This window comes from Acinetobacter sp. YH16044 (assembly GCF_013417145.1).
GTDB classification, from domain to species: Bacteria; Pseudomonadota; Gammaproteobacteria; order Pseudomonadales; family Moraxellaceae; genus Acinetobacter; species Acinetobacter amyesii.
Genome location: NZ_VPEK01000033.1, coordinates 1 through 26,293, shown reverse-complemented (window position 1 = coordinate 26,293; position 26,293 = coordinate 1). Strand labels below are relative to the sequence as shown.

Below are 26,293 nucleotides of genomic sequence, written 5' to 3'. Positions count from 1 at the left end.
TGCGAGTCTTGCCACGCCGAGCACCTGGTCGCTTTCAGCTGTAAGCGTCGCGGTTTCTGCCCGAGCTGTGGGGCGCGGCGGATGGCCGAAAGTGCCGCCTTGCTGGTTGATGAAGTACTGCCTGAACAACCCATGCGTCAGTGGGTGTTGAGCTTCCCGTTTCAGCTGCGTTTCCTGTTTGCCAGCCGGCCCGAGATCATGGGGTGGGTGCTGGGCATCGTTTACCGCGTCATTGCCACGCACCTGGTCAAGAAAGCGGGCCATACCCACCAAGTGGCCAAGACGGGCGCGGTCACCCTGATCCAGCGTTCTGGATCGGCGCTCAATCTGAATGTTCACTTCCACATGCTGTTTCTCGACGGTGTGTATGTCGAGCAATCCCACGGCTCAGCGCGTTTCCGCTGGGTCAAGGCGCCGACCAGCCCAGAGCTCACCCAGCTGACGCACACCATCGCCCACCGGGTGGGTCGCTATCTGGAACGGCAAGGCCTGCTGGAACGGGATGTCGAAAACAGCTATCTGGCCTCGGATGCGGTGGATGACGACCCGATGACACCCCTGCTGGGGCACTCGATCACTTACCGTATCGCTGTCGGTTCACAGGCGGGGCGAAAGGTGTTCACTTTGCAAACTCTGCCGACCAGTGGTGATCCGTTCGGTGACGGGATTGGCAAGGTAGCCGGGTCCAGCCTGCACGCCGGCGTGGCGGCCAGGGCCGATGAACGCAAGAAGCTCGAACGGCTGTGCCGGTACATCAGCCGCCCGGCGGTATCCGAGAAGCGGCTGTCGTTAACACGAGGCGGCAACGTGCGCTACCAGCTCAAGACGCCGTACCGGGACGGCACCACGCACGTCATTTTCGAACCATTGGATTTCATTGCAAGGCTGGCCGCCCTGGTACCGAAGCCCAGAGTCAACCTAACCCGCTTCCACGGGGTGTTCGCACCCAACAGTCGGCACCGGGCGTTGGTCACGCCGGCAAAACGGGGCAGGGGCAACAAGGTCAGGGTGGCTGATGAACCGGCAACACCAGCACAACGGCGAGCGTCGATGACATGGGCGCAACGGCTCAAGCGTGTTTTCAATATCGACATCGAGACCTGCAGCGGCTGCGGCGGCGCCATGAAAGTCATCGCCTGCATTGAAGACCCTATAGTGATCAAGCAGATCCTTGATCACCTGAAGCACAAAGCCGAAACCAGCGGGACCAGGGCGTTACCCGAAAGCCGGGCGCCACCGGCTGAGCTGCTCCTGGGTCTGTTTGACTGACGAGCCTGAAGGCCAACGATACCAATCAAAATGCTGCGTTCACAGCGCCGCGGCAGGGATCCGCCGTGCTGGTTGTCGGAAAAGGAGCCGCTAGTGGGAAAGAGGAGGGTAAATTTTCAGCGTTGCTGGCTCCCCGTCAGCCGGATTGGGTTGCATCGCAGGGGTGTCGAAAGAGTCAACTGCGGTCCAAAGCTGTTGGACTTGGGTGAAAAGGGCGTTTATTCTTCCTATACGTGAACCGCATCCTACGGAATGAGTAACCCTTGCCCTATTGTGAGTAGAACGTCGTATAATTCAAACGAAAGCAGTTAATAGGTATGAAATATCACAGCACAAAAGAGCGACAGGACATGTTTAGATGATGTTATTATAAAATAATAACATCATGGATGAATAAAAAATAATTTTCTATCTTTACAACTATGTTATACTTCTATGATAAGGCTATGATGGCAAAGCCTTGGTTTTCCTAATCAAATAGTCGCCGAGATGGCTTCAATGCGACAGTAGGTCTACTGTCTCACAATTAATTCATGTATCAGATTTTTGTTCCCTGATGGGAAGTGTTATCCATACGAAAAGAATATGGGTAAAGTGTTACACCTGTATATGACATTCAGAATGTCCTGTCGGGGGAACTGGTACCAATTTAATAAAAGAAAACAGTATAGAAATGACAATCGAAGATATGCAAACATTAGCCCTAGAGCATGGGCTGAGAATTTCGGAAGAGATGAGCGTCAATGAGATGGGCATCGACTTTAGAGTTGCCTTTGTAAAGGAAGTAAACGGTGAGAACTGGGTACTCCGTATACCTCGAAGAAGCGATATGCTTGAACAAATCGAAAATGAAAGTAGAATATTGGATTTAGCCAAAAGAAACCTGTCGATCAATGTCCCTGATTGGAAAATTGTATCGGAGCGCCTAATAGCCTACCCTTTACTGGAGGATGCGCCTGCTCTGACATTCGATGCGATAACACATGAGGTTTCTTGGAACATAGATCGCGATAGCATAGCTTATGTGGAGTCTCTGGCAAAATCATTGGCCGAATTACATCGTATTACAGCTGACGATGTGAGAAAGAGCAACTTGAAAATAATGACTCCAAGTGAATTGAGGACCGAAATAGCTGACCGTATCCACTTGGTGAAATCTGAGATAGGTATCAGCGAGCCGTTGGAAAACAGATACCGTAGATGGTTGGACAATGACCCTTTGTGGCCTGAATTCACTTGTTTCATCCATGGCGATCTCTATGCAGGGCATGTCTTAACCTCGAAGGAAGGTAAGACCTCTGGTATCATAGATTGGTCTACTGCGCATATGGGTGATCCTGCACTGGACTTTTCTGGTCACGTATCGGTTTTTGGAGAGGATAGCCTGAAGAGTTTGATAACGGAGTATGCTAAACAAGGCGGAACGATATGGGATAGGCTCTACGAACAATCTATAGAGAGGGCTGCTGCAGCTCCATTAGCATATGGCGCTTTTGCGGTAGAGTGCAACGACGATAATCATATCAATGCCGCCAGAGCAGCCTTAGGTATTGTTCAATAAAATGATGTGAGGATACTTTTTTAAATGCTAAAATAGGAGTTCGATTGGTGCCACTTAAGAGTATCATTGATTTCTATTTTAGCCAGTATCCTCCACTTTTAGGAGCTCCTCGAAACTCGATTTTATGATCATCTCTTAAGATTTTGAGCCACCGCTCTACTATCTTGACAGGAACTAATAGCTCGTTTACTAAAAATGGTGCACGCTTTCCTGGATTAGTTCTTATCTGATTAAATAGTAGATTTACTCCCTCACTTACTCCCTCATTAGATTCGAAAAGTAGCTTTGATGAGACAATAACTCGAAAACCGTGCTGGAAATTTTCAAAGACAGGGGGACGCAGACCATAGGATGCGAAGCCTTCTTGGATTCGTTTGATGCCTGACCCATATTTTTCAATAAAATGCGCTTCTTTGAACGTGGCAGATATCCTTTTATTGCGCGCCCATGGCGAGTAATCTTCACGAAGAAGCTGATCAATCGTTAAGTTATCAGCTAAACCACCTGGATTGAAAAACTCTATGGAATTGTAATACACCCTGATTATGGAATCGGCAAATTAATTTGGACTTGGGTGAAAAGGGCGTTTATTCTTCCTATTACGTTGTCGGCAGCGGGCCAAAAAGGAATACGTCCATGCCCATCGAGGTGAAACCGGCTGTGAGCGCGGGTTCAAGCATATAGCCCGACAGGCGCGTATCCTTGCCGATCACGACACGATGGCGGTGGTCACCGCGACGAAAGACACGGCCAGCCGCCATGCCGACGCGCAAGGCGGTTTCCGCCGTCATCGCGCCTTCGTTGGCTTTGCCACGAATACCGTCTGTGCCGAAATATTTGCGCACCATAAGGTCGATTATCCTGTCGTCGGGTCGCCCTCAAAGGGGACATGCCTGCTGAACCGCGAATATAGAGAAATATCCCGAATGTGCAGTTAACGAATTCTTGCGGTTTCTTTCAGCGCCGCCAATACCGCCAGCCCGTCGCGCAAGGGGCGCGGCTCGTGTGTGCGGATGAAGTCAGCTCCACCTGCGGCGGCGGCAAGCTCTGCAGCGAGTGTCGCGGCCCCGACATCCCCCGGACCACGGCCTGTGAGCGCGCGCAGAAAGGATTTGCGCGAAACAGACAGAAGCACCGGCAAATCGAAGCGCAGCCGCAATTCATCGAACCGCGCCAGCACCGAGAGCGAGGTTTCGGGAGCAGCCCCCAGAAAAAACCCCATGCCGGGATCAAGGACAAGGCGGTTGCGTTTGATACCGGCACCCGTCAGCGCCGCGATGCGCGCGTCAAAGAACGCCGCAATGTGATCCATGATGTCGCCAGCGGGTGCCTCGCGCCGATCTGCCTGCCCGTCTTGCACCGAATGCATAACGACGAGTTTGGCAGATGATTTCGCCAATTGCGGATAGAACGCAGCGTCTGGAAAACCGCGAATATCATTGAGATAGGCCACACCACGCGACAAGGCATAGGCTTGCGTCGCGGGTTGATAACTGTCGAGCGAGACGGGAATGCCATCTGCCTTGAGCGCGTCCAGCACCGGCGCGATACGCGCGATTTCTGTGTCGGACGAAACAGGCGCGGCGTCGGGATTGCTGGATGCCGGACCGAGGTCGATCACATCTGCCCCCTCGGCCATCAGCTTACGCGCCTGCGCAATGGCTGCGTCTGGCGCCAGATACCGGCCTCCATCGGAGAAACTGTCCGAGGTTATGTTGACGATGCCGAAAATGATGAGCGATTTATTCATGGGGGCTTCTATAATAATCTCTGTACACGACAAAAATAGATAACTCATTGAAATAATGTCACAATAATTGTTTTCTAACGACGAATACTATGACACATCTCAATGAGTTATATCTTATCTTAAACAAATCTCTAAAATGGAACAAGTCACATTTAAAGTGCTTTGCGCTCATCATGCTTGTGATTATTTTAAAGCAAACATGTAATCTTTCTTCTGCATCTAAAGCCTTGCCCATCAAGTGTTTACCACAATCATTTTATCGACGTATGCAGCGCTTCTTTGCAGGTCAGTATTTTGATTATCGTCAAATTTCTCAGTTGATTTTCAATATGTTTTCATTCGACCAAGTGCAACTGACTTTAGATAGAACCAATTGGAAATGGGGAAAACGAAATATTAATATCCTGATGCTCGCAATCGTTTATCGTGGAATAGCGATACCTATCCTTTGGACATTGCTTAATAAACGTGGAAATTCAGATACGAAAGAGCGTATTGCTTTGATTCAACGCTTTATAGCCATTTTTGGTAAAGACCGTATTGTGAATGTGTTCGCAGACAGAGAGTTTATCGGTGAGCAGTGGTTTACATGGTTAATTGAACAAGACATCAACTTCTGCATTCGTGTTAAAAAAACTTCATTGTCACCAATCATTTAGGAAAGAATCATAAAATTAGTGATTTATTTCGCCATCTTAAAGTTGGTCAAATTGAATGTCGTAAACGACGGATTTTGGTTGGTCGGGTGAAACTATATATAAGTGCACTACAGTTAGAAAATGGAGAGCTTTTACTCGTCGTTTCTCCTCAGTTTAATGCCAATGCTATTCAGGATTATGCATTACGCTGGGAAATTGAAACCTTATTCAGTTGTCTCAAAGGACGCGGGTTTAATCTTGAAAATACGCGCTTGACAGACCCTAGACGAGTGAAAAAATTGATTGCGGTGTTAACTATAAGCTTCTGTTGGTGTTACTTAACGGGTGAATGGCAACATAATCAAAAAAAAGCGATAAAAATAAAGAAGCATGGACGACTCTCAATGAGTTTATTTCGCTATGGTTTAGACTATGTTCAAATGGCGATTCAGCGTTTAATTGGTTTTGGGAAAAAAGAAGAGTTTAAGGAAATTTTGGCAATTTTAAGAAAGCAGAATCCTGATAGGATAAGGGTTCTGTGAAATTTGTCGTGTACAGAGTATAATAATAATAATCGAGCATGAGTCTCATACGGATGCTCGGGTCGAAAGGGAATCCCCAGGCGAGTAACCTGTTTGCGGTGATCCATTAGCTGCAGGAGCAGAATAGCATACATCTGGAAGCAAAGCCAGGAAAGCGGCCTATGGAGCTGTGCGGCAGCGCTCAGTAGGCAATTTTTCAAAATATTGTTAAGCCTTTTCTGAGCATGGTATTTTTCATGGTATTACCAATTAGCAGGAAAATAAGCCATTGAATATAAAAGATAAAAATGTCTTGTTTACAATAGAGTGGGATATGTGGAGTCGATTAGTCCAATTTCTCGGTCAAAGCCCAAGGCCTTTTCGGCATTAACCAAGAGTCTGCTTAAGCACAATTTTCTGGTGGGTAATCATAACTTTTGCCTCATTTGTGATGGATTGATCTATCTTGATTCTACTGAATCGGATCATCGGATTGCCAAAGCCGTAGGTGGGCAAGGTGTTCTAGAGAATGGTCTGCTGGTTCATCCCATCTGTAATAGGATGAAATCAGATCTGAGCCTGGAAGAGATTAGAGCGGATTTGTTTGGTGAATTACTGTATTAATCAACAGAGCGATGAGCTCATTTTTGCAGAAGTATCAATGATTAATCACATGATTTAACTTTTGATACATTCAGCCAATATGGTTATTTTTAATTCAGTCCAGAATCACAACCAGAAACTAGCTGTAGTTTCTGAATGACCGTCAAGGTCCTTAGTTTCGCCCATAGATTCCCTCTGTGGGCTTTTTTTGATCAAAAATTGTATAGATGCTCTAAAATAAACCTTTTAGCATTTCATAAGCAATTAGGATTAAGGCTGAGACCATCAGCACAACAAAAATGAGTTCCACTCTAGTTAACAACTTAGTTCCATTTACTTTTCACTTAATTTATATAGCAGTTAACTCGTAGCATAAATGACATAACATGACATGGAAAATAATCAAAAAGACAGAATTTGGATTTTGATCAGATCTGCATGTTTACATGCTTCTACAGCAGCTTTGAATGTTTCACTTAACCTTTAAACTTTTCTTAAAACTAAATATATTTACATATACATTCTAAAATTTGATAGAATTTATTAAAACTTTAGATTCTAAGTGTAAATAATGAGAAGCGCTAATATTCGACGTGATGGCTACTTAAAATTTCTGAATACATGGCAAGACCGTGATGTCATTAAAGTGCTTTCGGGTGTACGTCGCTCTGGAAAATCCACCTTATTGGCGATGTTTCAACAAGACCTAAAAGCACAGGGCGTACAAGCCGAAAACATCATTGCCATCAACTTCGAATTTATGGAATTTGAAGAACTCACCGATTACCGTAAACTACATGATTATGTATTATCCAAAGTTGATAAAAGTAAAAAAAACTATGTTTTTTTAGATGAAATTCAACATGTTACAAATTTTGAGAAAGTAGTCGACTCTTTATATGTTCGGGATTATATCGATTTATATATTACAGGCTCAAATGCATTCTTTCTAAGTGGAGAACTTGCGACTTTACTTACAGGACGCTATATAGAGCAACATGTTTTACCCCTTTCATTCCAAGAATTTAAACAGTGGCATATTGAAAATAATCCGATCATCCAACAATTATCAAATCGTGATTTGTATGCCATGTATACGCGCAGTAGTTTCCCTTATACGCTTGCCATGACTAGCCAGCAGGAAACTTATGATTACTTGCAAGCGGTCTATGCCAGTGTAATGTTTAAAGATGTTATTCCACGTTTGAATACTGCCGATATTAACTCTCTCGAGCGTGTCACAAGATATTTGGCAAGCGTGACAGGCTCAGCTATTTCCATCAATAAAATTAAAAATACCTTTGTTTCAAGTGGGGTTAAAATTTCATTTGAAACAGTAAAACGCTATATTCAGGGCTTACAGGACAGTTTGTTATTTTATAGTGCCGCACAATTTAAAGTACGCGGGCGTGAGTTATTACAATCCTCTGAAAAATACTATTTAGTTGATGTCGGATTGCGCCGGATTATGTTGCCTGATGCTAATGCTGATCAAGGTCATATCTTAGAAAATGTGATTTATCTTGAGCTTGTCAGACGAGGTTATACGGTCTATGTAGGGCGGGTTGATGAATATGAAATTGATTTTGTTGCTGTCGATACTTTACAGAATTTAACTTATTATCAGGTGGCATTAGAAACGCTCAATGAGGAGACACTCAGCCGAGAGTTACGTCCATTACAGAAAATTTCTGATTCGTATCCCAAGTATTTGCTTACATTAGACACGATAGGGACTGAAGCGAATTATAATGGTATTGTAAAAATGAGTGCTCTCGATTGGTTGCTATCTGAAAATAAGTAAAGTTGAGGGTAGACATGGATACTATTATTTATTAATTAAAACTCAAAGACTTTTCAGCATTAACCAAGAGTGTGATCAAGCATAATTTCTGCTCCAATTGTGATGGATCGATTTACCTCGACTCGATTGAGTCAGACTATCATGATTGAGCCAGAGTCGCTTACTGAAAGTAGCGAGAATTGCGCTGGAGTTTCTGAAGGATATTAATTCCTTAGTTTGCCCATTCATCCATCTGGGCATTTTTTTTTTGATTAAAATACAATGCGGTTCTTGCTAAAAAATGACGGCACCCACCATAAAACACAATATTCCAAAAATAATCCAAGGCCATATCTTTGCCTTCGGTTGTTCTAAATTCTGAGGATTATATTCCGTGTGTTCTAGCGATGTCGGTTGTGGAACACGGGTCTTTTTAGAGTAAGGTTGGTGTTTAGAGTAAGATAGTCCCGTACCTGGAATGCCGACACTGGTTCGCGTACCTTTTTTCCCAATATTTAGAGAAGCACCAGGTTTGCCAATGCTGGCACTGCTGATGCCTTTATGGGTCAGATTAATTTTAAAACCCGGGAATAATTTAATACTTTTACGAAATCTAAAACCCATATTTCTCTCATTCTAAAACTTAGCTCAATTCACGCGCTATACCAGGATCCATGATCTGCTAGAGATCGTACTTTGACGGCTATCATCAGGATACTAGTATATTTTTTATCTGATGATTGCAATACTACCTTTAAATACCGTCAAAAATATTTACTGTATATTTGCTGTAGGGTAATCTTAAAGCTGCTATTTATTGACTGATTGGTATATGACGACAGATAAGCATGAAGTGCTTCTTCGAATGCGAGCCATCGAGTTGCTTGCTTACTGGGAAGGTCGTTTGGTTACCAATCGTTTGATGAGCTGGTTTGGGCTCAGTCGACAGCAGGCTTCTGCGGATATCAAGCGTTACAATACGCTGTATAACCCCGATGCCTTGATTCATGACCCCTCCGTCAAGGGTTATGTGCCTAAGGCCAGCTTCCAGCCTGTACTGACTACAGCGCATATCAATGAATATCTCAATATGCTCTCGGGCTTGGTCAGTGAATCGCATGCCCTTATTGCGATGCCAGAACCGAATCTTACAGCAGTTCAATTACCTGATCGCAGTGTACGTCCTGAAGTGATTCGGGAAGTTTTGCGTGCCTGCCGCAACCAAAGTACTTTAAAAATGATTTATGCCTCGATGCAGAATCCGCAGTGGCATGAACGCATCATTTCCCCACACACCCTGGTGTATACCGGTTTTCGCTGGCATGTCCGTGCCTATTGCCATCAGAGCAAGCAGTTTAAGGACTTTTTACTCTCCAGAATTGATCGCACACCTGTTGTGATGGCGATTGAGTCAGTAGGCCCTGCTCAGGATCAGCAATGGCATGAAGAAATTGTACTGACGCTGATCCCTAATCCAAAATTGAACTCATCACAACAAGCGCTGGTCGAAAAAGACTTCGGCATGCCTGATGGCAGATTACAGATTCCGGTGAAAAAAGCCCTGGCTCACTATACTTTGCAGCGATATCAGGCCGCGATCACGCTGGCTGAGGCGGATGATGCCTTGAAATATCCCTTGGTACTACAACGCTCAGATATCGAAAAGCTGTCGTCTTACCTGTTTGATCAGGCGTCATAGGAGATTGGCTATGTTAGAACAATTTCATTATGACAGTGACCTGATTGGCGGTTCCCTGATGGTGCGTGAAAGCCGGCTGATCGCGGATCTGTTATTACGAGAAGCGACTCCAGAACAATGGCATCAGGCCATTCAGATTGACAATATTCTGCAAAAAAGAACGCCTGCTTCAGCCCAACGTAACGCCACTGCCATTCGTAAGCGTCTTGAGCGCTTAGAGCCTGATTTCTGGAAAGCTTTGCGGGATGGGGATGATGAGCTGGCGACTCAGGTGGCTTTTTGTGGGGCACTGGAACGCAACCTGTTGCTGCTTGAGTTTATGGAAACGGTGATGAGGGATGCCTATATCTCCCAGGCGCAATACTTGGACAGTTATATCTGGTCAGATTTTTTGGATGAACGCTCACAACGTGATCCGGATATCTGTGATTGGAAAGAGTCCAGCAAGAAAAAAATGGGGCAGGTGGTGTTTCGCATGCTGGCAGAAGCCGGTTATTTAAAAAGTACCCGTAAGCTGGAGTTGCAGCGCGTGATCGTCAGAGCAGAGCTGCGTAGCCTGTTGGAAGAACATTATAAACAACGCATTAAAAGATCTATGGAAGTGTCGGTATGGACGCGTTAGTTGTAGAGGGGCAGCAATGAGTCAAACAATACATGAGCGTCTGAACCAGATTCCAGAGCGAATACTTTCAACCGAGTTTCTCACTGGACAAGGATTGGGCAATGAAATTGGCTTCTGGATTTTTGATTATGCACCTGAAGATGAGTTGAAGGTGCGCGAATATCTGCATTTTCTAGACGGGATGCTGGAGAAAAAACACAGTCAGCTGAAGGTGGTGAATATCAACCTGCTGCAAGCCGTGGTGGATTATCTGTCTGAGCGTAACTTCATCGATAAAGCCATTCAAATGCAAAAAGCCAAAGGCGATGAGGCGCTGCTCAAAGCGCTGAAAGGCCCACTGCATATGGATAAGTTCGCGCCCTATCTGGTGAGTAAATATGCCACCAATGCACAAGATATTGTGTTGATGACTGGGGTAGGGTCGGTTTGGCCACTGTTACGTGCCCATCACTTATTGAACAGTTTGCATTCGTTACTGGGGCATAAGCCAGTGGTGCTGTTTTACCCAGGTTATTACGACGGTCAAGCGATGAGTTTATTTGGAAAAATTCCAAGCAATAATTACTACAGAGCATTCAGATTAGTGCCTTAACACGGCAAATAGAAATAAGAATTCGGGGGAATGGATTGAGATGAACATTAAAGAACTTTTTTATAAGCCATTAGATCGTGCGATTAACGGGGTCGTAAAAGCAGACCAGAATGACAATACTACGGTTTATCAGGAACTCGATGAGTATGTGGTCACCAATGAACTGGAAAAGCATTTTCGGGACTTTTTCCAGTCTTATGGCACAGACCTGAGCGATCCTTCGATTGCCAACCGTGTCGGCGTATGGATTTCAGGCTTCTTTGGTTCAGGTAAATCACATTTCCTGAAAACCTTGTCGTATATTCTGGCCAATAAAGTGGTACGTGATGCGCAAGGTAACGAGCGTAGCGCCGCAGAATTCTTTGATGAAACTAAAATCCGCGATGCATTTATCCGTGCCGATATTGGCAAGGCCGTTAGCCATCATGCCGATGTCATCCTGTTTAACATTGACAGTAAAGCCAGTTCCAATGACGATGGCAATCCGATCCTGAATGTGTTTTTACGTGTGTTTAACGAGTATCAGGGTTTTAGTGCTGACCATCCACATATTGCCCATATGGAACGTCACCTGAGCCAGAAAGGGGTGTATGAACGCTTTAAACAGGCGTTTGAGGAATCCAGCGGCATGTCTTGGCTAGAAGAACGTGACGGATATCAGTTCTATCAGGATGATGTCGAAACTGCGATTTCTCAGGCACTGAATCTATCAGCAGAAGCTGCACACAAGTGGTTTGAGGATTCTGAGCAGACCTTTAGTGTTTCGGTTGAAAACTTCTGTCAGTGGGTGAAAGAATACCTGGACAGCAAAGGACCCCAGCAACGCATGTTGTTCTTGGTCGATGAAGTGGGGCAGTTTATTGGCAGCGATACCCGCTTGATGCTGACATTGCAAACCATTACTGAAAACCTGGGTACGATCTGTAAAGGCCGCGCTTGGATTATCGTCACCTCACAGGCAGACATCGATGCTGTTTTAGGTGAGATGTCTTCTTCCAAAGCCAATGACTTCTCCAAGATTGCTGGTCGTTTTAAAACCCGGTTATCACTGTCCAGTTCCAATACCGATGAAGTCATCCAGAAACGTTTATTACGTAAAACCCCAGAAGCAGAAGCATTGCTCAGATCAGTGTTTGAGCAAAAGGGCGATATCTTAAAAAATCAGATTACCTTTGACCGTTCAGGCCCAACCCTAAAGAACTATGAGGGGCCAGACAGCTTTATCCATAACTATCCTTTTGCGCCGTACCATTTTCAGCTGGTACAAAAAGTATTTGAAGAAATCCGTAAGGTCGGTGCGACCGGTGCACACCTGGCCTATGGTGAACGGTCCATGTTGGATGCGTTCCAGATGGCCGCGAATGCGATTGCTACAGATGAAGTCGGTGCCCTGGTTCCTTTCCACCGCTTCTATACTTCAGTGGAAGGATTTCTGGATACAGCAGTGAAGCGTACCATCGACCAGGCAGGGCAGAATAAGACCCTGGATGGTTTTGATGTGCAGATGCTGCGTACCCTGTTCATGATCCGCTATGTCGATATCATCAAAGGTACGCTGGATAACCTGGTGACTTTGTCGATTGAGAAAATTGATGAAGATAAGCTGGCATTGCGCAAGCGGATTGAAGAGAGCCTGCAGCGTCTGGAAAAAGAGAGCCTGATTACTAGGAATGGTGATGAGTTCCTGTTCCTAACCAATGAAGAGCGGGATATTACCCGAAAAATTAAAGCCACAGACTTAGCGGCTTCAGAAGAAAATAAAGAGTTAGCCAACCTGATCTTTAAAGATTTACTGCGCGATCAGAACAAATACCGCCATCAAGCCAACAAGATGGACTATCAGATTGGTCGTTTTCTGGATGGTCATAGCCTGGATGGCAAGTATGAGAGCGATTTGAAAGTTGAAATCATTTCTCCGCTGGATACGGAATACAACCTCTATACTGAAGCTTACTGTATTGGTAAAAGTACTCAGGCCGAAGGACAAGTCCTGTTTAAACTGGCAGACGATAAACAGTTCTTTAATGAACTGCGCACCTGGCTGAAAACCAATAAATTTATTCGGTTAAATGATGATGGCACTCAGTCCGATATCACCCGTATCCTGGCAGACCGTGGCCGTGAGAACCAGGAGCGTAAAAAACGCCTGCGTGTCCGGGTCGAAGAAATGTTGCTGGACGCGGAAAGTTATGCCTTGGGTCAACATCTACAACTTTCATCTTCAAGTCCAACCACCAAGCTGGATGAGGCTTGTCGTTATTTGCTGGAAAACACTTATACCAAACTGAGCTATCTGCAGGTCTATCAGCAGGATGCCTGGCGTGAACTGAACGCCGTCTTGACTGTGGATGATATGGCGCAGCTCGGATTGTCTCTGGATGGCGGTCAGAGCAATCCCAAAGCCCTACAGGAAGTGGAGCAGTACATTGCACTACGGGCCACCGGTACAGAGCGTATTCTGGTGTCAGATGTGGTGGATCGTTTTGCCAAACGTCCTTATGGCTGGCCAGATGCCGAGATTTTACTGTTGGTGGGTCAGCTGGCTGCGATGGGGCGGATTTCACTACAGTTAAATGGCGGCAGCTTACAGTTAAAAGATGCCTTTGAGCCTTTACAAAACAGCCGCCGTCGCCGTGATGTGTCGATCATTAAAAAACGCCAGACTGATGATCAGGTATTGAAACAGGCACGCCAACTCACCCAAGAACTGTTCTCGGCGATGGGACCAGCGACTGAGAAAGAGCTATTTGAATTCTATTTGCAGCATCTTAAGACTTGGTTAGCCAACTTTAAGTCGTATAAGAGTAAAACTGATGTTGGGCAGTTCCCGGGTAAGAAAGTGATTGAAAAGTCTATTCTGACTTTGGAACGTCTGCTGGCGAATAGCGACAGCTTCGATTTCTTTAAGGCCGTGGTCGAGAACAAGGACGACTATCTGGATCTGGAAGAAGATTATCGTGATATTCATGAATTCTTCAGCAACCAGATGCCAAGCTGGCAACAACTGCAACAGGCCTTACGTCATTTTGAGAAAAACAAACAGGCGCTGGGCAGTGATGAGGTGGCAAAAAAAGCCCTCTCTGAATTACATCGCATTTCCACCCTTGAATCGCCCTATGGTCTGTTAAATAAAGTGGCTGATTTGGTTCGTACAGTGGAAAGCGTCAATGAGCAATTGTTGACTGAGAAGCGCAATCAGGCGATAGAACACATTGATGACAAGATCAAACAGTTAGAAGCCGAGATTAAAAACAGTGGTATTGCCACCGCTGAGCTGAGTAACAAGCTATTACGCCCACTACAACTGCTGAAAACGGATATTGAAGTGGAAACTAGCCTGTCCACCATCTATATGTTGCAAACTCAAACCAGCGTCGAGCGTTTTGATGAAGCCTTGTATGAGTTGGAAAGCGAAGTTCAGGCGGAAATCCAGCGTCAGGCCAAAGCGGCACAACTGGCTCAGAGCAAAGCCGAGAGTGTGGCGAGTTCAGCAACTACAGCCAGCCCAGTTACATCAACACCTGCTGCGAGTCCGGTACAGTCTGTGACAGCCGTAGTGCCACCGAAACCTGTTGTCGAAGTTGATGTCGCCAGCATTTACAGCAAAAGCTCAAGTAGTGTCTATCTGGAAACAGAAGAATCAGTGGATCAGTTTGTAGACGCACTCAAAGCTGAACTGAAAAAAATCGTGAGTGATAAAAAGCGTGTGCGTATCCGCTAACTCGGGTTAGGGATATCGGCATCAGTCATTAATTAAAGGTTTAAAGATGAATACCAGTAATATTAAAAAATACGCACCGCAAGCACGAAATGATTTTATCGCAGCGATGCGCAAGCAAGCCGCTAAATATGGCATCACCGCAGACCGCATTTTACCGGCAGAACAGAAAGGGGACTTGCTGCTGATTGGCGATCAGGTTTTTCCGCTATCAGTCATGAAACCACGTGAGAAGCTGATCAAGCGCATTCAAACCAGCAGTTTTGAGCAGACGATTGATTATATCGCTTATAGCTGGTTTAACCGTCTCTGTGCCATTCGCTACATGGAATGCAAAGGCTTACTGGATCATGGTCGCCGTGTGCTGAGCAGTGCCGATGGTAGTGCAGGCTTGCCGCAGATTCTGGAAGAATGTCTGGACATTGAGCTACCGGGTTTAGATGCCAGCCGTGTGGCTGAACTCAAGCTGGATGGCAATAAAGACGAAGAACTCTATCGTGAATTGTTACTGGCGCAGTGTCATGCGTTGAATCAGGTGATGCCACTCCTGTTCGAACAGGTGTCTGATGAGTCAGAACTGTTATTACCGGATAACCTGACCAAAACCGATTCGTTGATCCGTGATCTGGTCAGCAGTATTCCAGAAGAAGACTGGTCGGATGTGCAGATTATTGGCTGGCTGTATCAGTTCTATATTTCTGAAAAGAAAGACCAGGTGATTGGTAAAGTTGTCAAAAGTGAAGATATCCCTGCCGCGACACAATTATTCACCCCAAACTGGATTGTGAAATACCTGGTACAGAACAGTGTTGGTCGTCTATGGATGATGGCACAGCCAGAAAGTATGCTTGCCAGTGGGTGGGAATACTATATTCAGCCGGCTGAGCAAAGCGATGAAGTCAATGCACAGTTAAAACAGCTGATTGATGTACGGATCAGTGAAGATGGCGATAGCTTAAACCCTGAAAGCATTACGGTACTGGATCCGGCCTGTGGTTCGGGGCATATTCTGGTGGAAGCCTACGATTGCTTAAAAGCGATTTATTTGGAACGTGGTTACCGCAGTCGTGATATTCCACGTTTGATTCTGGAAAACAACCTGTACGGGATTGATATTGATACCCGTGCCGCGCAGTTAGCCAGTTTTGCGCTATTGATGAAAGCGCGTGAGGATGACCGCCGTTTATTTAGCAATCCACCGAAGCTGAATATTATTGCGCTACAAGACAGTCAGGATTTAGATGCAGATCAAATCTGGAAAGATCTCAACTTAAACCAAGCATGGCAAAAAGGCAGTCATGTCGATCTGTTTGGCAATGATCAAAAGGATTTAAGCAGTCCTGAAAATGACGAACGTTTTAAGCTGATTCAGGAAGTTTTAGCTAAGTTTAAAGAAGCCTCAACTTTTGGTTCTTTAATTTGTATGGATAGCCCAGAACAAGATTTTATCGATTTGCAAAATACCTTAGAAGGCTTGGTTATTGAGGGCGATACCTTACAGAAAGCCGCTGCTAAAAAATTATTGCCTTTGGTTATACAAGCAAAACTTTTAGCGAAAAAATATGATGCTGTAATCGCTAACCCGCCGTATATGGGTGCGAATACAATTACAAACTTAAAAGAATTCGCTAAAGATTACTATCCTGATAGTAAATCAGACCTCTTTGCCATGTTTATAGAACGTGGTTTCGATTTTTGTAAAGAATCTGGTGCTAGTAGTATGGTAACAATGCAGGGATGGATGTTTTTAACATCATATCAAAACATGCGGGAAAAATTACTTCTAAATCATTCAATTTGGACTATGGCTCATTTGGGAGCCCGAGCTTTTCCAGAGATATCAGGCGAAGTTGTACAGACTGTAGCATTCGTAGGTCAAAAAAAACATATAGGGGGTGTAAAGCCGGCTTTCTTCAGATTAGTAGATAAAAATCATGAGGAAAAACAATACCTATTAAAAAATAATTTAAATCGCTTTGATACAACCATTCAAGAAGATTTCCAAAAAATACCATGTAGTCCTATAGCATATTGGGTAGGTAATTCTATACGTGATAATTTTGAGAAAATGCCAGCATTAGCGGATATAGCTAATGCTAAAAGTGGACTAACAAGCGGAGATAAACCTAGGTTTGTAAGAGAGTGGTATGAAGTCAATCATACTAAGATCAATTTTGTAGCCAAAAATAATCAAATTAATTTAAATAAATGGTTCCCACATAATGATGGTGGTACTGCAAGAAAATGGTATGGAAACAGAAATCATATTATTAATTGGGAAAAAAATGGATTTGCAATTAAACAGCAGCGTAATTCTACCATTCGAAATCCATCATATTATTTTAAAGCTGGCGTAACCTGGACAGATATTTCGAGTTCTTTTTTTTGTGCAAGATTAGTAGATGAAGGCTTTATATTTGAAAATACAGGTTCTATGGTTTTTTCAAATAATTTAATAACAACATTAGGTTTATTAAATTCAAAAGTTGTTTTCTACTATATGAATCTTATGAATCCTACCTTACATTTTGGAGTTGGCGAAATAAATAAACTTCCATTTGATGTACAAGCAGCTAATGAAGAAAATATTAAGGTTTGTGTTCAATTATCTAAATATGATTGGGACTCCTACGAAACCTCATGGGACTTTACCCAAAACCCCATTATTCGTAGCCAACAGCCAAACTTAGAACTAGCGTTTAACACATGGCAACAGCAAAATACTGACGCCGTGGCTGAAATGAAACGCTTGGAAGAAGAAAACAATAAGCTGTTTATTGATGCTTATGGTTTACAGGATGAACTTACACCAGACGTACCAGATGAACAGATCACTTTAACTCGTGCCGACCGTGAAAAAGACAGCCAGCGTTTAGTCTCTTATGCACTTGGCTGCATGATGGGGCGTTATAGTCTGGATGAACCAGGTCTGATCTATGCCCATGCAGGTAATCAAGACTTTGATGCTAGCCGTTATCAAACATTCCCGGCAGATGCTGACGGTATTATTCCATTGACCGAAATGCACTGGTTTGAAGATGATGCAACGCACCGTATTCGAGAGTTCTTAACTGCCGTTTGGGGGAAAGAGACACTGGATGCCAATATGCAGTGGCTCGCAGAAAGCTTAGATAAAAAAGCCAGTGAAACGGCTGAAGACACCATTCGCCGTTACCTCGCCAGCAAGTTCTATAAAGATCACATGCAGACCTATAAAAAGCGCCCGATCTACTGGCTATTCAGCAGTGGTAAACAGGGGGCTTTCCAGGCGTTGGTGTATTTGCATCGTTATAACGAAAGCACCTTGGCGCGTATGCGTACCGAATATGTTATGCCACTGATTTCCAAAATGTCCGCCTATGCTAATTCTCTGGAAACAGCAAAAGAAAGCAGTGACTCTGCGGCTGAAATCAAACGCATCGAGAAAAAACTGCAAGACTTGCATAAGCAACAGGCTGAACTCAGTACTTTTGAAGAAAAGCTGCGTCATTATGCCGATCAGCGTATTACGTTAGATCTGGATGATGGGGTGAAAGTCAATTATGGCAAGTTTGGGGACTTGTTGGCTGAAGTCAAAGCGATTACGGGGGAGAAATGATGAATGCTTTTTCTCCGGTACTAGACCTTGATGAGGTCGTTGCATGAATTTAAGTCAACTACAACAAGGTCTGGAACAAGCCTTTTATATTGAACAGCACCGGATTGTCTTCTGGTACGATGCGGAACAGTCCTTTAGCGAAGAAGTAAAGGCGTTAAAACTGAATGATGTTCATATTCTGAATATGGCAGAAGAATCCAGCCTTGCGATTAAGCTTAAACTGGAACTTGAGGATCAGCAGGGCAAATACTTGCTGTATTTTCCAAGTCCTGAGCCTGAAACTGAAAAAGACTGGTTACTGGACATCAAGCTCTATTCACGCATCTTCTATGCCGATCGTTTCTCGATTATTTTCAATGAGCTTGGGCTACAGCAACAAAGTTTAAGAGAACATCTGGCCAAACGTGAAGAGTTCCTCAAAGCCAAAGCCCGTCTGAGCGCATTAAAACGTTATACCCAGCCTGATGCAGATGAACAGAATCTGGATATGGCCATGATTGCAGCTGTGGTCAAGGCCGACAGTGCCGAACTCATGCATATCGTTCTGGCACTGGCAGATGAAATGGTACAGCAGAACCTGGCTCTGGAAGTCAATCCAGACTCCTTTGCTGAACTGGAAAAATTCCAACTGGTGCCAGCTTTGGTCACCGCATTACAGGCGGAAATTGGTTATCCAGCATCGGTTGAAGAATTGAATGGGGAAGCACCATTCAAGCTCGGTACGTTCTTTATCCGTTTGATGACTACAGGTTTCTGTGAAAGCCTGGGCGATATACCGCTATGGGCTCAAGAACTGGTGATGTCATCCGTCAGCTCCCGTGCGACGGCTAGAGCCTTTTTGTCGCGCTGGAGAGACAGTTCTAAATACTACCCAACCTTCGATACGCTTTCCCAGACCGTGGCGAATGCACTGCGGATCCAGGAGAGGGTCGGGGCCTTTGATCTGGGGCAGCTGCTGGATGTCATGACCTTTGAAGTGATTGAACAAAAGATCATTGTTGATTTGGCCAGTCATATCCCTGCAGCAACCAAAGCTGAACTGGAACATTTCAGAACGATTATTTCTACCCGTCTGGATGGTTATTGGGCTTCCAAACATAAGGATGATGCAACACGCCGTAAATATCGTACTGTCTATACAGCGTTGCAGGCAGCCATTGAGCTGTTTAGCCTGCGACAGCAGTTTGATGCCGGTTTCTATTTCGACTCCAGTGAAGCTTTGTATAAAGCCTACGAGCAGGAGTTGTATCGCTTTGATATGGCCTATCGCCACTACAGTGCTGCTTCTCAACGCGCTCATGTCGATATCCTGAAAAAACTCGATGAAGAAGTGGAAAATTGCTATTCCTACTGGTTTATTGACCACTTGGCACGCAACTGGGGCGAGCGGATTGAAGCTGAGCAACGCTTGAATGTCTGGAAAATGGCAGATATCCCAAATCAGCAGAACTTCTACGATACTCACGTTAGACCCTTACTCAGTTCCGCAACGAAACGCCGTATTGTGGTGATTATCAGTGATGCTTTCCGTTATGAAGCTGCGGTAGAGCTGCGTGATCGTATCAATGAAAAGCGTTATTCTGAAGCGACCTTGTCTTCACAGCTGGGCGTTGTCCCAAGTTACACCACACTTGGCATGGCCTCGTTGTTGCCGCATCAGACTTTGGAGTACAAAGAGGCCGCAGGTGATGATGTTTTAGTAGATGGGCAGTCCAGCAAAGGGACTGCAGCACGATCCAAAATTCTGGCTGCCTATAATGGATTGGCAGTAACCGCTGAAATGGTAAAAGGCTGGTCGCGTGATGAAGGCCGTGAAGCGCTGAAAGATCATGAGCTGATTTACGTTTATCACAACGTGATTGATGCACGCGGTGACAGTGCCTCGACAGAATCAGAAACCTTTATGGCGGTAGAACATGCTATTGAAGAGCTGACCGAACTCAGCCGCAAAATCTTAATGCACTTCAATATTTCTACCCTGTTGATTACAGCCGACCATGGCTTCCTGTTCCAGCAAAGTAAACTGGAATCTGCGGATCGTTCAAGCTTGACTGAAAAACCTGCCAATACATTGAAGAGCAAAAAACGCTATGTGATTGGGCATGGTTTACCAGAGAGCAAGGAAGCCTGGAAAGGCTCAACCCAAGCTACGGCAGGCACATTATCTGCGACTGATTTCTGGATTCCAAAAGGGGCGAACCGTTTCCATTTCGTAGGAGGCTCACGTTTCGTGCATGGCGGCATCATGCCTCAGGAAATTGTGGTACCGGTACTGATGGTAAAACAGCTACGTGGTGAAAAGGCTGGACAGCGGACCAAGCGTAAAGTTGAGGTCATTTCTACCAAATCCACGCTGAAGATGGTCAATAACATCCAGAAGTTTGATTTGATGCAAACCGAAGCTGTCAGTGAGCTGGTCATGCCAGTGACTTTATCCATTGCCATTTATGATGGGGATCTTAAAGTTTCCAGTGAAGAAACTTTGACTTTTGATAGCACTACCGACTCTGTTGCCGATCGGGTCAAACAGGTCAGACTGTCATTGTCTGGCACTGATTTTGACCGTAAGAAAGATTACTTCCTGGTACTGAAAGACAAAGACCTGAATATCGAGATGCAACGCTATAAGGTCACCATTGATTTGGCATTTACCGATGACTTCTTCTAATAACGAATTAACGATAGAGCGTAGCCTACATGGAATCTGCTAACGATAAAGAACTGGATCAGCTGCTGAATGAACACTTTGCTGGGCGGGTGGTACGTAAGGATCTAACTAAACTGATCAAAGAAGGGGCCAATGTCCCTGTCTATGTACTCGAATACCTGCTGGGGATGTACTGTGCCTCGGATGATCCAGAGATCATTGAACAGGGACTACGTAACGTAAAGACCGTACTGGCTGAGAACTACGTCCGACCGGATGAAGCCGAGAAGGTGAAATCCCTGGTCCGTGAACGGGGCAGTTATAAGGTCATTGATCGGGTGACTGTAAAACTGAATGAGCGTAAAGACAAATACGAAGCATCATTTAGTAATCTGGGCATCAAAGATGCCGAAATCTCGGCAGGCATCGTCAAAGAGTATGAAAAATTACTTGTTGGTGGTATCTGGGTCATTGCTACGCTCAGTTACTATTATGAAGAAGGACAAACCAATTCTCCATTTGGGGTGAGTTTACTCAAGCCGATTCAAATGCCGAATATGAATATGGATGAACTTTTCAGTGGCAGAGCAGCATTAAGCACTGATCAGTGGCGCGAGAGTTTAATCCGTTCGATCGGCATGGAACCGGCTTCGTTAAAAGAGGACGTGCAATGGCACCTATTAGCGCGTATGGTTCCGTTCGTTGAAAATAACTATAACGTCTGTGAACTTGGACCACGCGGTACCGGGAAAAGCCATATTTACAAAGAGTGTTCACCGAATAGTATTCTAGTTTCAGGTGGGCAAACCACTGTCGCCAATCTGTTCTATAACATGAGTAGCCGCCGTATTGGTCTGGTTGGACTCTGGGATGTGGTGGCCTTTGATGAAGTCGCTGGTATTTCCTTTAAGGACAAAGATGGCGTACAGATCATGAAAGACTACATGGCCTCTGGATCTTTTGCCCGTGGTCGTGAACAGATGGAAGCCTCAGCTTCGATGGTTTTTGTGGGTAATATTAACCAAAGTGTGGAATCTCTGGTTAAAACAAGCCATCTCTTGGCGCCGTTCCCTGAAGCCATGATTGATTCGGCATTCTTCGATCGTTTTCATGCTTACATCCCCGGCTGGGAAATTCCCAAGATGCGCCCGGAGTTCTTCACCAACCGTTATGGCCTGATTGTTGATTATCTGGCTGAATTCTTCCGGGAAATGCGCAAGCGTAGCTTTGCAGATTCCATTGAGAAGTACTTCAAACTCGGAAATAACCTGAATCAGCGTGATGTGATCGCCGTTCGCAAGACGGTTTCTGGATTGATGAAGCTGCTCTACCCACACGGTCAGTTTAATAAAGAAGATGTACGGCAATGTCTTCAATATGCACTGCAGGTGCGCCGTCGGGTTAAAGAACAGCTGAAGAAAATTGGAGGGATGGAATTCTATGATGTGCATTTTAGCTATATCGACAATGACACCCTAGAAGAGCACTTTGTTTCCGTCAAAGAGCAGGGGGGTGGCGGACTGATTCCTGAAGGTCCAGCCAAGCCAGGTTTTCTGTATACCATCGGGCTGAGTAATAAAGGCATGCCGGGGTTATACCGCTTAGAACTTCAAGTGACCAAAGGTTCTGGAAAATTGGCGACATCAGGCTTATGGAATTCAAGCAGTGCCAAGGAGCAGGTCAAAATCGCATTTGACTACTTCAAGGCCAATGCATCCAGAATATCGGGTGGCAGTAAGGTGCTGGAACATGACTTCCACTTACATGTGGTTGAATTACAGAATACCGGGCCGCTCAGCCATCTTGCCTTACCAAGTTTAGTGGCTTTCGCTTCTGGCCTGTTAGGACGATCGGTACAAAGTCAGATGGTGGTACTGGGTGATATGAGCTTGGGTGGTTCTGTGACACCGGTGGAAAGTATTGCCGAATGTCTGCAAGTTGCTTTTGATGCTGGTGCCAAGAAGGTTGCTTTGCCAATGAGTAGTGCGGCAGATATCCCAACGATTCCTGTGGAACTGTTTACCAAGTTCCAGACCAGCTTTTATGCAGATCCGGTAGATGCTGTGTTTAAGGGGCTAGGGGTGGATTAATTTCATATCTGTCTGGAAGAGTTACAGTAGATTGTTTTAAATTCAGTTTCTCAAGTTAAACACCATGTTGTAAAAGCATAATACTGCCTCTTTTAAAGAGCTAGTATTTTAGTGGGGGATTACCCTTCATTTTTTCTTGATCAGATATCTGTTGTATTTTGACAGGATTTTGTTGATCTAAATATTTTTGATACCAAACACGCAATGTTTCAGGAGTACAACCGATTTTAGGAGCAATAGCTGTGATTGCTGCCCAAGTAGAAGGATAATCTTTTTCAGATTCAATTAGTAATTGAACCGCTCTTTCTCTGATTTCAGGGGTCAATTTTACTTTGCCATTTGTAAGGTAAAAGGGGGCAATTTTAGAATGCCGTTGACAATGTATCGCCTTTTGAGTTTGAAGCAATGTACAATGATAAGATTAACCCGTTAGGTCAGGTGGCCTAACTTAAATAAAAATTCTCCGACAAACCCGGTACGGTTCATAGCGAGTATCTGCTTATAAAAATTAGGTTTATTTGATTTTAACATCCGAATTGGGTATATGAGACTTTATGTTAAATGAATGATATAACCCATAGAGAAATATCATCAAATAATGAAGATACTTCGGATAAATTTTTGCTATAAATTATTGTTTTTATATCATTTTCTGAAAGCTTCCAAAATCCATCGGATGCTAGAATATATGTGGATTTTTTTTCAATATCTAAGGTCTTAAAGCTCAAGGGTTTTAACTTTTTTGTATTAAATGACTTGGTGACAATATTATCATTTGAAGAAGACCTAAGTATCATTTCGATACTTTGGGGATCTGTTTGATTATTTAAGCTCATCGCTAAATTATGAGGATAAGTAATCCAACTGATTTGTTGCTCATTATTGATTTTCCCAAGTCTGCAATCACCCAAATGTGCTGAATAAATTTGAGTCTGACTAAAAATAACCATCAAAATACTCATTGCTGCAGGTCGCAATTTTCCCCGATGTTCTATATAAAAATTCTCTGTTAGACGTTCAAAAAAATCATGTATATCTTGTGTAGTATTATTTAATTGAGCAAAGACGTCCTTCAAAGAAAGCACATAAGCCTGAAAATTTTTAACTAGTATGTCGCTGTTTTTACATCCCCCATGACCATCCACTACGTAACAAAAATATAGATTTTCATTATCAGTAAGGTTCCCTACAGCATCGATTCCAAATTTTTCTGGTGCGCTAAGATTCTGACATAAGGAAAAGGAGTTTATTAATATGCTTTTGGCCATTGTTTTATGATCGCTTGAATTACTTGTAAAGCTCTTTCTCTTGAGCCAAATCTACATTGATCTTCCATTATGATTTCAAAATCAGTTAATTCAGTGAGTTTTTTAAATTGGTCAGATAAGTAATCTTTGAGTTCTGTTGGAGCATTATAGACTTCTTCAACTAAGGAGGATCGTCCCAAGCAAATTGTGATGATATCTTCTAAGTCTTTGCTATATAAGGGATCTTCTTTACGGCCATGTAATGCTTCAAACTTGGTTGCTAAGAAATATTCAGGCATTAAGGTATTGATAATTAAATTATTTCCTAGCTTATACTCTACTTTTTTCTTATAAGCTTCTAGATACCAAGAATTAGAGAAGCCTAAAATTTTTTCATCAGTGGGCATAAAGTCTACAATTAGATCTTCCCCTAGTTGGTAGCGACAAGTGAAGTCCGTGTTCTTTTCAAATGGATCTGAACTTTGATAATTTTTAAACCCTAGTTTTCTGACTTTCTCATCTAACTCATACCATTGGGTTGTAGTCTTTATATCTACAATTAAATCAACATCTTGAGTGTATCTAGTTGATAAAGATAAATTTTCTGGATCTAAAAACAGGCTAGTAGTGCACCCTCCAATAAATACTAGGTCTTTGATAAGATCCTCGCTTAAAGCACTTATAACCTGCTCTAGCATCTTCATTTGTGTTAAAGCATTATTCATTGTAGATACTCACGTAATAACTTTTCAGCTATTTTCTTTTCCCTTGGGGAACCTATTCTAAACACATCAATAAGAGCAAAAACTTCATACAGGAAATTATCATCTAACGCTGCATATGGTACAGATTTATATAATGGTTCAACTGCTAATCCTGAAATTGATTGATAGCTTTGAGCGGGCCAAATATAAGGTAATGAAGAAGAATACGATAAATGATCTGAAAGTTTTTTATTATTGAAAACAGTAGGAATACCAATATCAATAGCACCAACTTCTGTATGGAAAAAGTATTGAAAACTGTAAATAATTAGGTCTAAGAGAGCTCTTCTATTGGTTTTCCATTGCATTTCTACTAGCTCTAATCGCTTAAATGGTGAATTAGAGGTTACGATCAATAGCCCTATCTTGATTAAACGCTTTAAAGATTCTGCAACCTCACTTTTACTAATAACTACTGCTTCAGCCAACCCTCTGATTGATAAAGAATCATAAAAAGCACTTAATTTTAAAAAGATATCTAACTGCTCATCTTCTAATTTATCCCACTCAAGTTGTGCTTCTGAATAGTATTCTTTGAATATCTGGTGCTGATTCTCAATAGAGATCAGTTTTACGAGAACTAGAATGTCTTGAGGTTTAATCATATTAAGTTACCTTGTCCTTAATCCGTGGACTGAATTCATATTTGATCAACTCATTACACTATTTGCAAGTATTTTTTAAAAATAATATTAAATAAAAAAGCCCGACATCTTGTCGGGCTTTTTCATGTTTGGTGCTAGGTAGGGCTGTCTACCTAATAATCCTGGTGCTAGAACTTATCGTTATTGTTTTATGTTCCGGAACGTCCTGTTCCTGTATGACTTCATCATAAGTAAAAAACCGCAGCTGCCCTAGCCGCAAAATCCCTAAATCTCTGTGCGCCAGGGCGTACAAAAATGGCTAAAAGTTGTCCCGGTTTTATCCGCAGAAATTGGGGATAGTTGGTGTCTATGTCGGATAACCGCCATTATATTTAATAAAAGTATAAGATCAGGGAAAGTTACAGTTTTTATTTAAAATTGAAGTATCCATTAGACTTATGAATATTTATAAAAGGTATATAGAGATGGATCCGGAAATTTGAACAACTCCTATAAGTGATACTCTGCTCCTCAAATGATGTTATAAACATCAATATATGGAGTATTTTATGGCACGTAGACCAAGAAGAAATCATTCAAACGACTT

18 protein-coding genes and 2 pseudogenes are annotated in these 26,293 nt (G+C 43.6%); 12 read left to right on the top strand and 8 right to left on the bottom strand.

Annotated elements, in window-relative coordinates:
• Together FTV38_RS14250 and mph are read left to right on the top strand one after the other, a co-directional pair.
• Window positions 1-1,269: IS91-like element ISVsa3 family transposase (locus FTV38_RS14250; protein ID WP_180015618.1), on the top strand; the 1,269-nt coding region annotated here is incomplete at its 5' end.
• Window positions 1,270-1,942: 673 nt separating this feature from the next.
• On the top strand, window positions 1,943-2,830 hold the full coding sequence (gene mph / locus FTV38_RS14240; RefSeq protein ID WP_071830579.1) for an Mph(E)/Mph(G) family macrolide 2'-phosphotransferase: 888 nt from the start codon (window positions 1,943-1,945) through the stop codon (window positions 2,828-2,830).
• A 73-nt stretch (window positions 2,831-2,903) separates the two neighbouring features.
• On the opposite strand, the gene FTV38_RS14235 is transcribed toward mph, so the two are convergent.
• The 3 genes from FTV38_RS14235 to sul2 form a co-directional block, all read right to left on the bottom strand.
• Window positions 2,904-3,368: an ATP-binding protein gene (locus tag FTV38_RS14235; protein ID WP_071830580.1), complete on the bottom strand. Its 465-nt coding sequence runs from the start codon at window positions 3,366-3,368 to the stop codon at window positions 2,904-2,906.
• A gap of 61 nt (window positions 3,369-3,429) precedes the next feature.
• Window positions 3,430-3,678, bottom strand: a complete 249-nt coding sequence (locus FTV38_RS14230) for a phosphoglucosamine mutase (RefSeq protein WP_071830581.1) — start codon at window positions 3,676-3,678, stop codon at window positions 3,430-3,432.
• Window positions 3,679-3,764: 86 nt separating this feature from the next.
• Window positions 3,765-4,580, bottom strand: a complete 816-nt coding sequence (gene sul2, locus FTV38_RS14225; RefSeq protein WP_001043260.1) for a sulfonamide-resistant dihydropteroate synthase Sul2 — start codon at window positions 4,578-4,580, stop codon at window positions 3,765-3,767.
• An 89-nt stretch (window positions 4,581-4,669) separates the two neighbouring features.
• On the opposite strand from sul2, the gene FTV38_RS14220 reads away from it, so the two are divergent.
• From FTV38_RS14220 to FTV38_RS14210, 3 genes and pseudogenes are all read left to right on the top strand, one after another.
• A protein-coding gene (locus FTV38_RS14220; protein WP_120366390.1) for an IS4-like element ISAba1 family transposase occupies window positions 4,670-5,760 on the top strand; the annotation gives its coding sequence in 2 pieces (ribosomal slippage) (window positions 4,670-5,210 and window positions 5,210-5,760; 1,092 coding nt in all).
• A 291-nt stretch (window positions 5,761-6,051) separates the two neighbouring features.
• Window positions 6,052-6,363: pseudogene (locus FTV38_RS14215) on the top strand (HNH endonuclease signature motif containing protein); the annotation flags it as partial.
• 550 nt (window positions 6,364-6,913) lie between these two features.
• Window positions 6,914-8,146: an ATP-binding protein gene (locus FTV38_RS14210; protein WP_160255372.1), complete on the top strand. Its 1,233-nt coding sequence runs from the start codon at window positions 6,914-6,916 to the stop codon at window positions 8,144-8,146.
• A 273-nt stretch (window positions 8,147-8,419) separates the two neighbouring features.
• Here FTV38_RS14210 and FTV38_RS14205 read toward each other — a convergent pair whose 3' ends face one another.
• The gene (locus tag FTV38_RS14205; RefSeq protein ID WP_005403805.1) at window positions 8,420-8,749 is read right to left on the bottom strand and encodes a DUF4236 domain-containing protein; all 330 of its coding nucleotides are present in this window, start codon (window positions 8,747-8,749) and stop codon (window positions 8,420-8,422) included.
• Window positions 8,750-8,957: 208 nt separating this feature from the next.
• Between FTV38_RS14205 and FTV38_RS14200 the strand changes: the two genes are divergently transcribed.
• From FTV38_RS14200 to brxL, 7 genes are read left to right on the top strand one after another with little or no spacing between them, the layout of a single operon-like run.
• Window positions 8,958-9,824, top strand: coding sequence for a WYL domain-containing protein (locus FTV38_RS14200; protein ID WP_180004198.1), 867 nt, complete (start codon window positions 8,958-8,960; stop codon window positions 9,822-9,824).
• A 10-nt stretch (window positions 9,825-9,834) separates the two neighbouring features.
• A complete protein-coding gene (locus tag FTV38_RS14195) occupies window positions 9,835-10,446 on the top strand; it encodes a DUF1819 family protein (RefSeq protein WP_121523422.1) in 612 nt (203 codons plus the stop codon).
• A 16-nt stretch (window positions 10,447-10,462) separates the two neighbouring features.
• Complete coding sequence (locus FTV38_RS14190) at window positions 10,463-11,038, top strand: DUF1788 domain-containing protein (RefSeq protein ID WP_086355031.1); 576 nt, start codon at window positions 10,463-10,465, stop codon at window positions 11,036-11,038.
• 40 nt (window positions 11,039-11,078) lie between these two features.
• Window positions 11,079-14,759: a BREX system P-loop protein BrxC gene (gene brxC, locus FTV38_RS14185; protein ID WP_180004195.1), complete on the top strand. Its 3,681-nt coding sequence runs from the start codon at window positions 11,079-11,081 to the stop codon at window positions 14,757-14,759.
• Window positions 14,760-14,805: 46 nt separating this feature from the next.
• Window positions 14,806-18,354 carry a BREX-1 system adenine-specific DNA-methyltransferase PglX gene (pglX, locus tag FTV38_RS14180; protein ID WP_180004193.1) on the top strand — a complete coding sequence of 1,183 codons (3,549 nt, stop codon included), beginning with the start codon at window positions 14,806-14,808 and terminating at the stop codon, window positions 18,352-18,354.
• A gap of 43 nt (window positions 18,355-18,397) precedes the next feature.
• Window positions 18,398-21,022, top strand: a complete 2,625-nt coding sequence (pglZ, locus tag FTV38_RS14175; RefSeq protein WP_180004191.1) for a BREX-1 system phosphatase PglZ type A — start codon at window positions 18,398-18,400, stop codon at window positions 21,020-21,022.
• A gap of 29 nt (window positions 21,023-21,051) precedes the next feature.
• A complete protein-coding gene (gene brxL / locus FTV38_RS14170) occupies window positions 21,052-23,091 on the top strand; it encodes a protease Lon-related BREX system protein BrxL (protein WP_159153674.1) in 2,040 nt (679 codons plus the stop codon).
• A gap of 124 nt (window positions 23,092-23,215) precedes the next feature.
• Here the strand turns inward: brxL and FTV38_RS14165 are convergent.
• The 4 genes and pseudogenes from FTV38_RS14165 to FTV38_RS14150 all read right to left on the bottom strand — a co-directional run.
• Window positions 23,216-23,452, bottom strand: a pseudogene (locus tag FTV38_RS14165) (hypothetical protein); the annotation flags it as partial.
• 196 nt (window positions 23,453-23,648) lie between these two features.
• On the bottom strand, window positions 23,649-24,359 hold the full coding sequence (locus FTV38_RS14160) for a serine/threonine protein phosphatase (protein ID WP_004827016.1): 711 nt from the start codon (window positions 24,357-24,359) through the stop codon (window positions 23,649-23,651).
• On the bottom strand, window positions 24,341-25,063 hold the full coding sequence (locus FTV38_RS14155; RefSeq protein WP_159153672.1) for a hypothetical protein: 723 nt from the start codon (window positions 25,061-25,063) through the stop codon (window positions 24,341-24,343). The genes FTV38_RS14160 and FTV38_RS14155 overlap by 19 nt, the downstream gene beginning before the upstream one ends.
• On the bottom strand, window positions 25,060-25,707 hold the full coding sequence (locus FTV38_RS14150) for a hypothetical protein (RefSeq protein ID WP_004827010.1): 648 nt from the start codon (window positions 25,705-25,707) through the stop codon (window positions 25,060-25,062). Before FTV38_RS14150 ends, FTV38_RS14155 begins: the two co-directional genes overlap by 4 nt.
• Between the last annotated feature and the right edge of the window lie 586 nt (window positions 25,708-26,293).

Bases quoted from the DNA above. Each gene is read 5' to 3' on its own strand.
- pglX (WP_180004193.1), top strand. From the start codon at position 14,806: ATGAATACCAGTAATATTAAAAAATACGCACCGCAAGCACGAAATGAT.
- FTV38_RS14160 (WP_004827016.1), bottom strand. From the start codon at position 24,359: ATGGCCAAAAGCATATTAATAAACTCCTTTTCCTTATGTCAGAATCTT.
- pglZ (WP_180004191.1), top strand. From the start codon at position 18,398: ATGAATTTAAGTCAACTACAACAAGGTCTGGAACAAGCCTTTTATATT.
- mph (WP_071830579.1), top strand. From the start codon at position 1,943: ATGACAATCGAAGATATGCAAACATTAGCCCTAGAGCATGGGCTGAGA.
- FTV38_RS14195 (WP_121523422.1), top strand. From the start codon at position 9,835: ATGTTAGAACAATTTCATTATGACAGTGACCTGATTGGCGGTTCCCTG.
- FTV38_RS14230 (WP_071830581.1), bottom strand. From the start codon at position 3,678: ATGGTGCGCAAATATTTCGGCACAGACGGTATTCGTGGCAAAGCCAAC.
- sul2 (WP_001043260.1), bottom strand. From the start codon at position 4,580: ATGAATAAATCGCTCATCATTTTCGGCATCGTCAACATAACCTCGGAC.
- FTV38_RS14205 (WP_005403805.1), bottom strand. From the start codon at position 8,749: ATGGGTTTTAGATTTCGTAAAAGTATTAAATTATTCCCGGGTTTTAAA.
- FTV38_RS14210 (WP_160255372.1), top strand. From the start codon at position 6,914: ATGAGAAGCGCTAATATTCGACGTGATGGCTACTTAAAATTTCTGAAT.
- FTV38_RS14190 (WP_086355031.1), top strand. From the start codon at position 10,463: ATGAGTCAAACAATACATGAGCGTCTGAACCAGATTCCAGAGCGAATA.
- FTV38_RS14150 (WP_004827010.1), bottom strand. From the start codon at position 25,707: ATGATTAAACCTCAAGACATTCTAGTTCTCGTAAAACTGATCTCTATT.
- FTV38_RS14200 (WP_180004198.1), top strand. From the start codon at position 8,958: ATGACGACAGATAAGCATGAAGTGCTTCTTCGAATGCGAGCCATCGAG.
- brxL (WP_159153674.1), top strand. From the start codon at position 21,052: ATGGAATCTGCTAACGATAAAGAACTGGATCAGCTGCTGAATGAACAC.
- FTV38_RS14155 (WP_159153672.1), bottom strand. From the start codon at position 25,063: ATGAATAATGCTTTAACACAAATGAAGATGCTAGAGCAGGTTATAAGT.
- brxC (WP_180004195.1), top strand. From the start codon at position 11,079: ATGAACATTAAAGAACTTTTTTATAAGCCATTAGATCGTGCGATTAAC.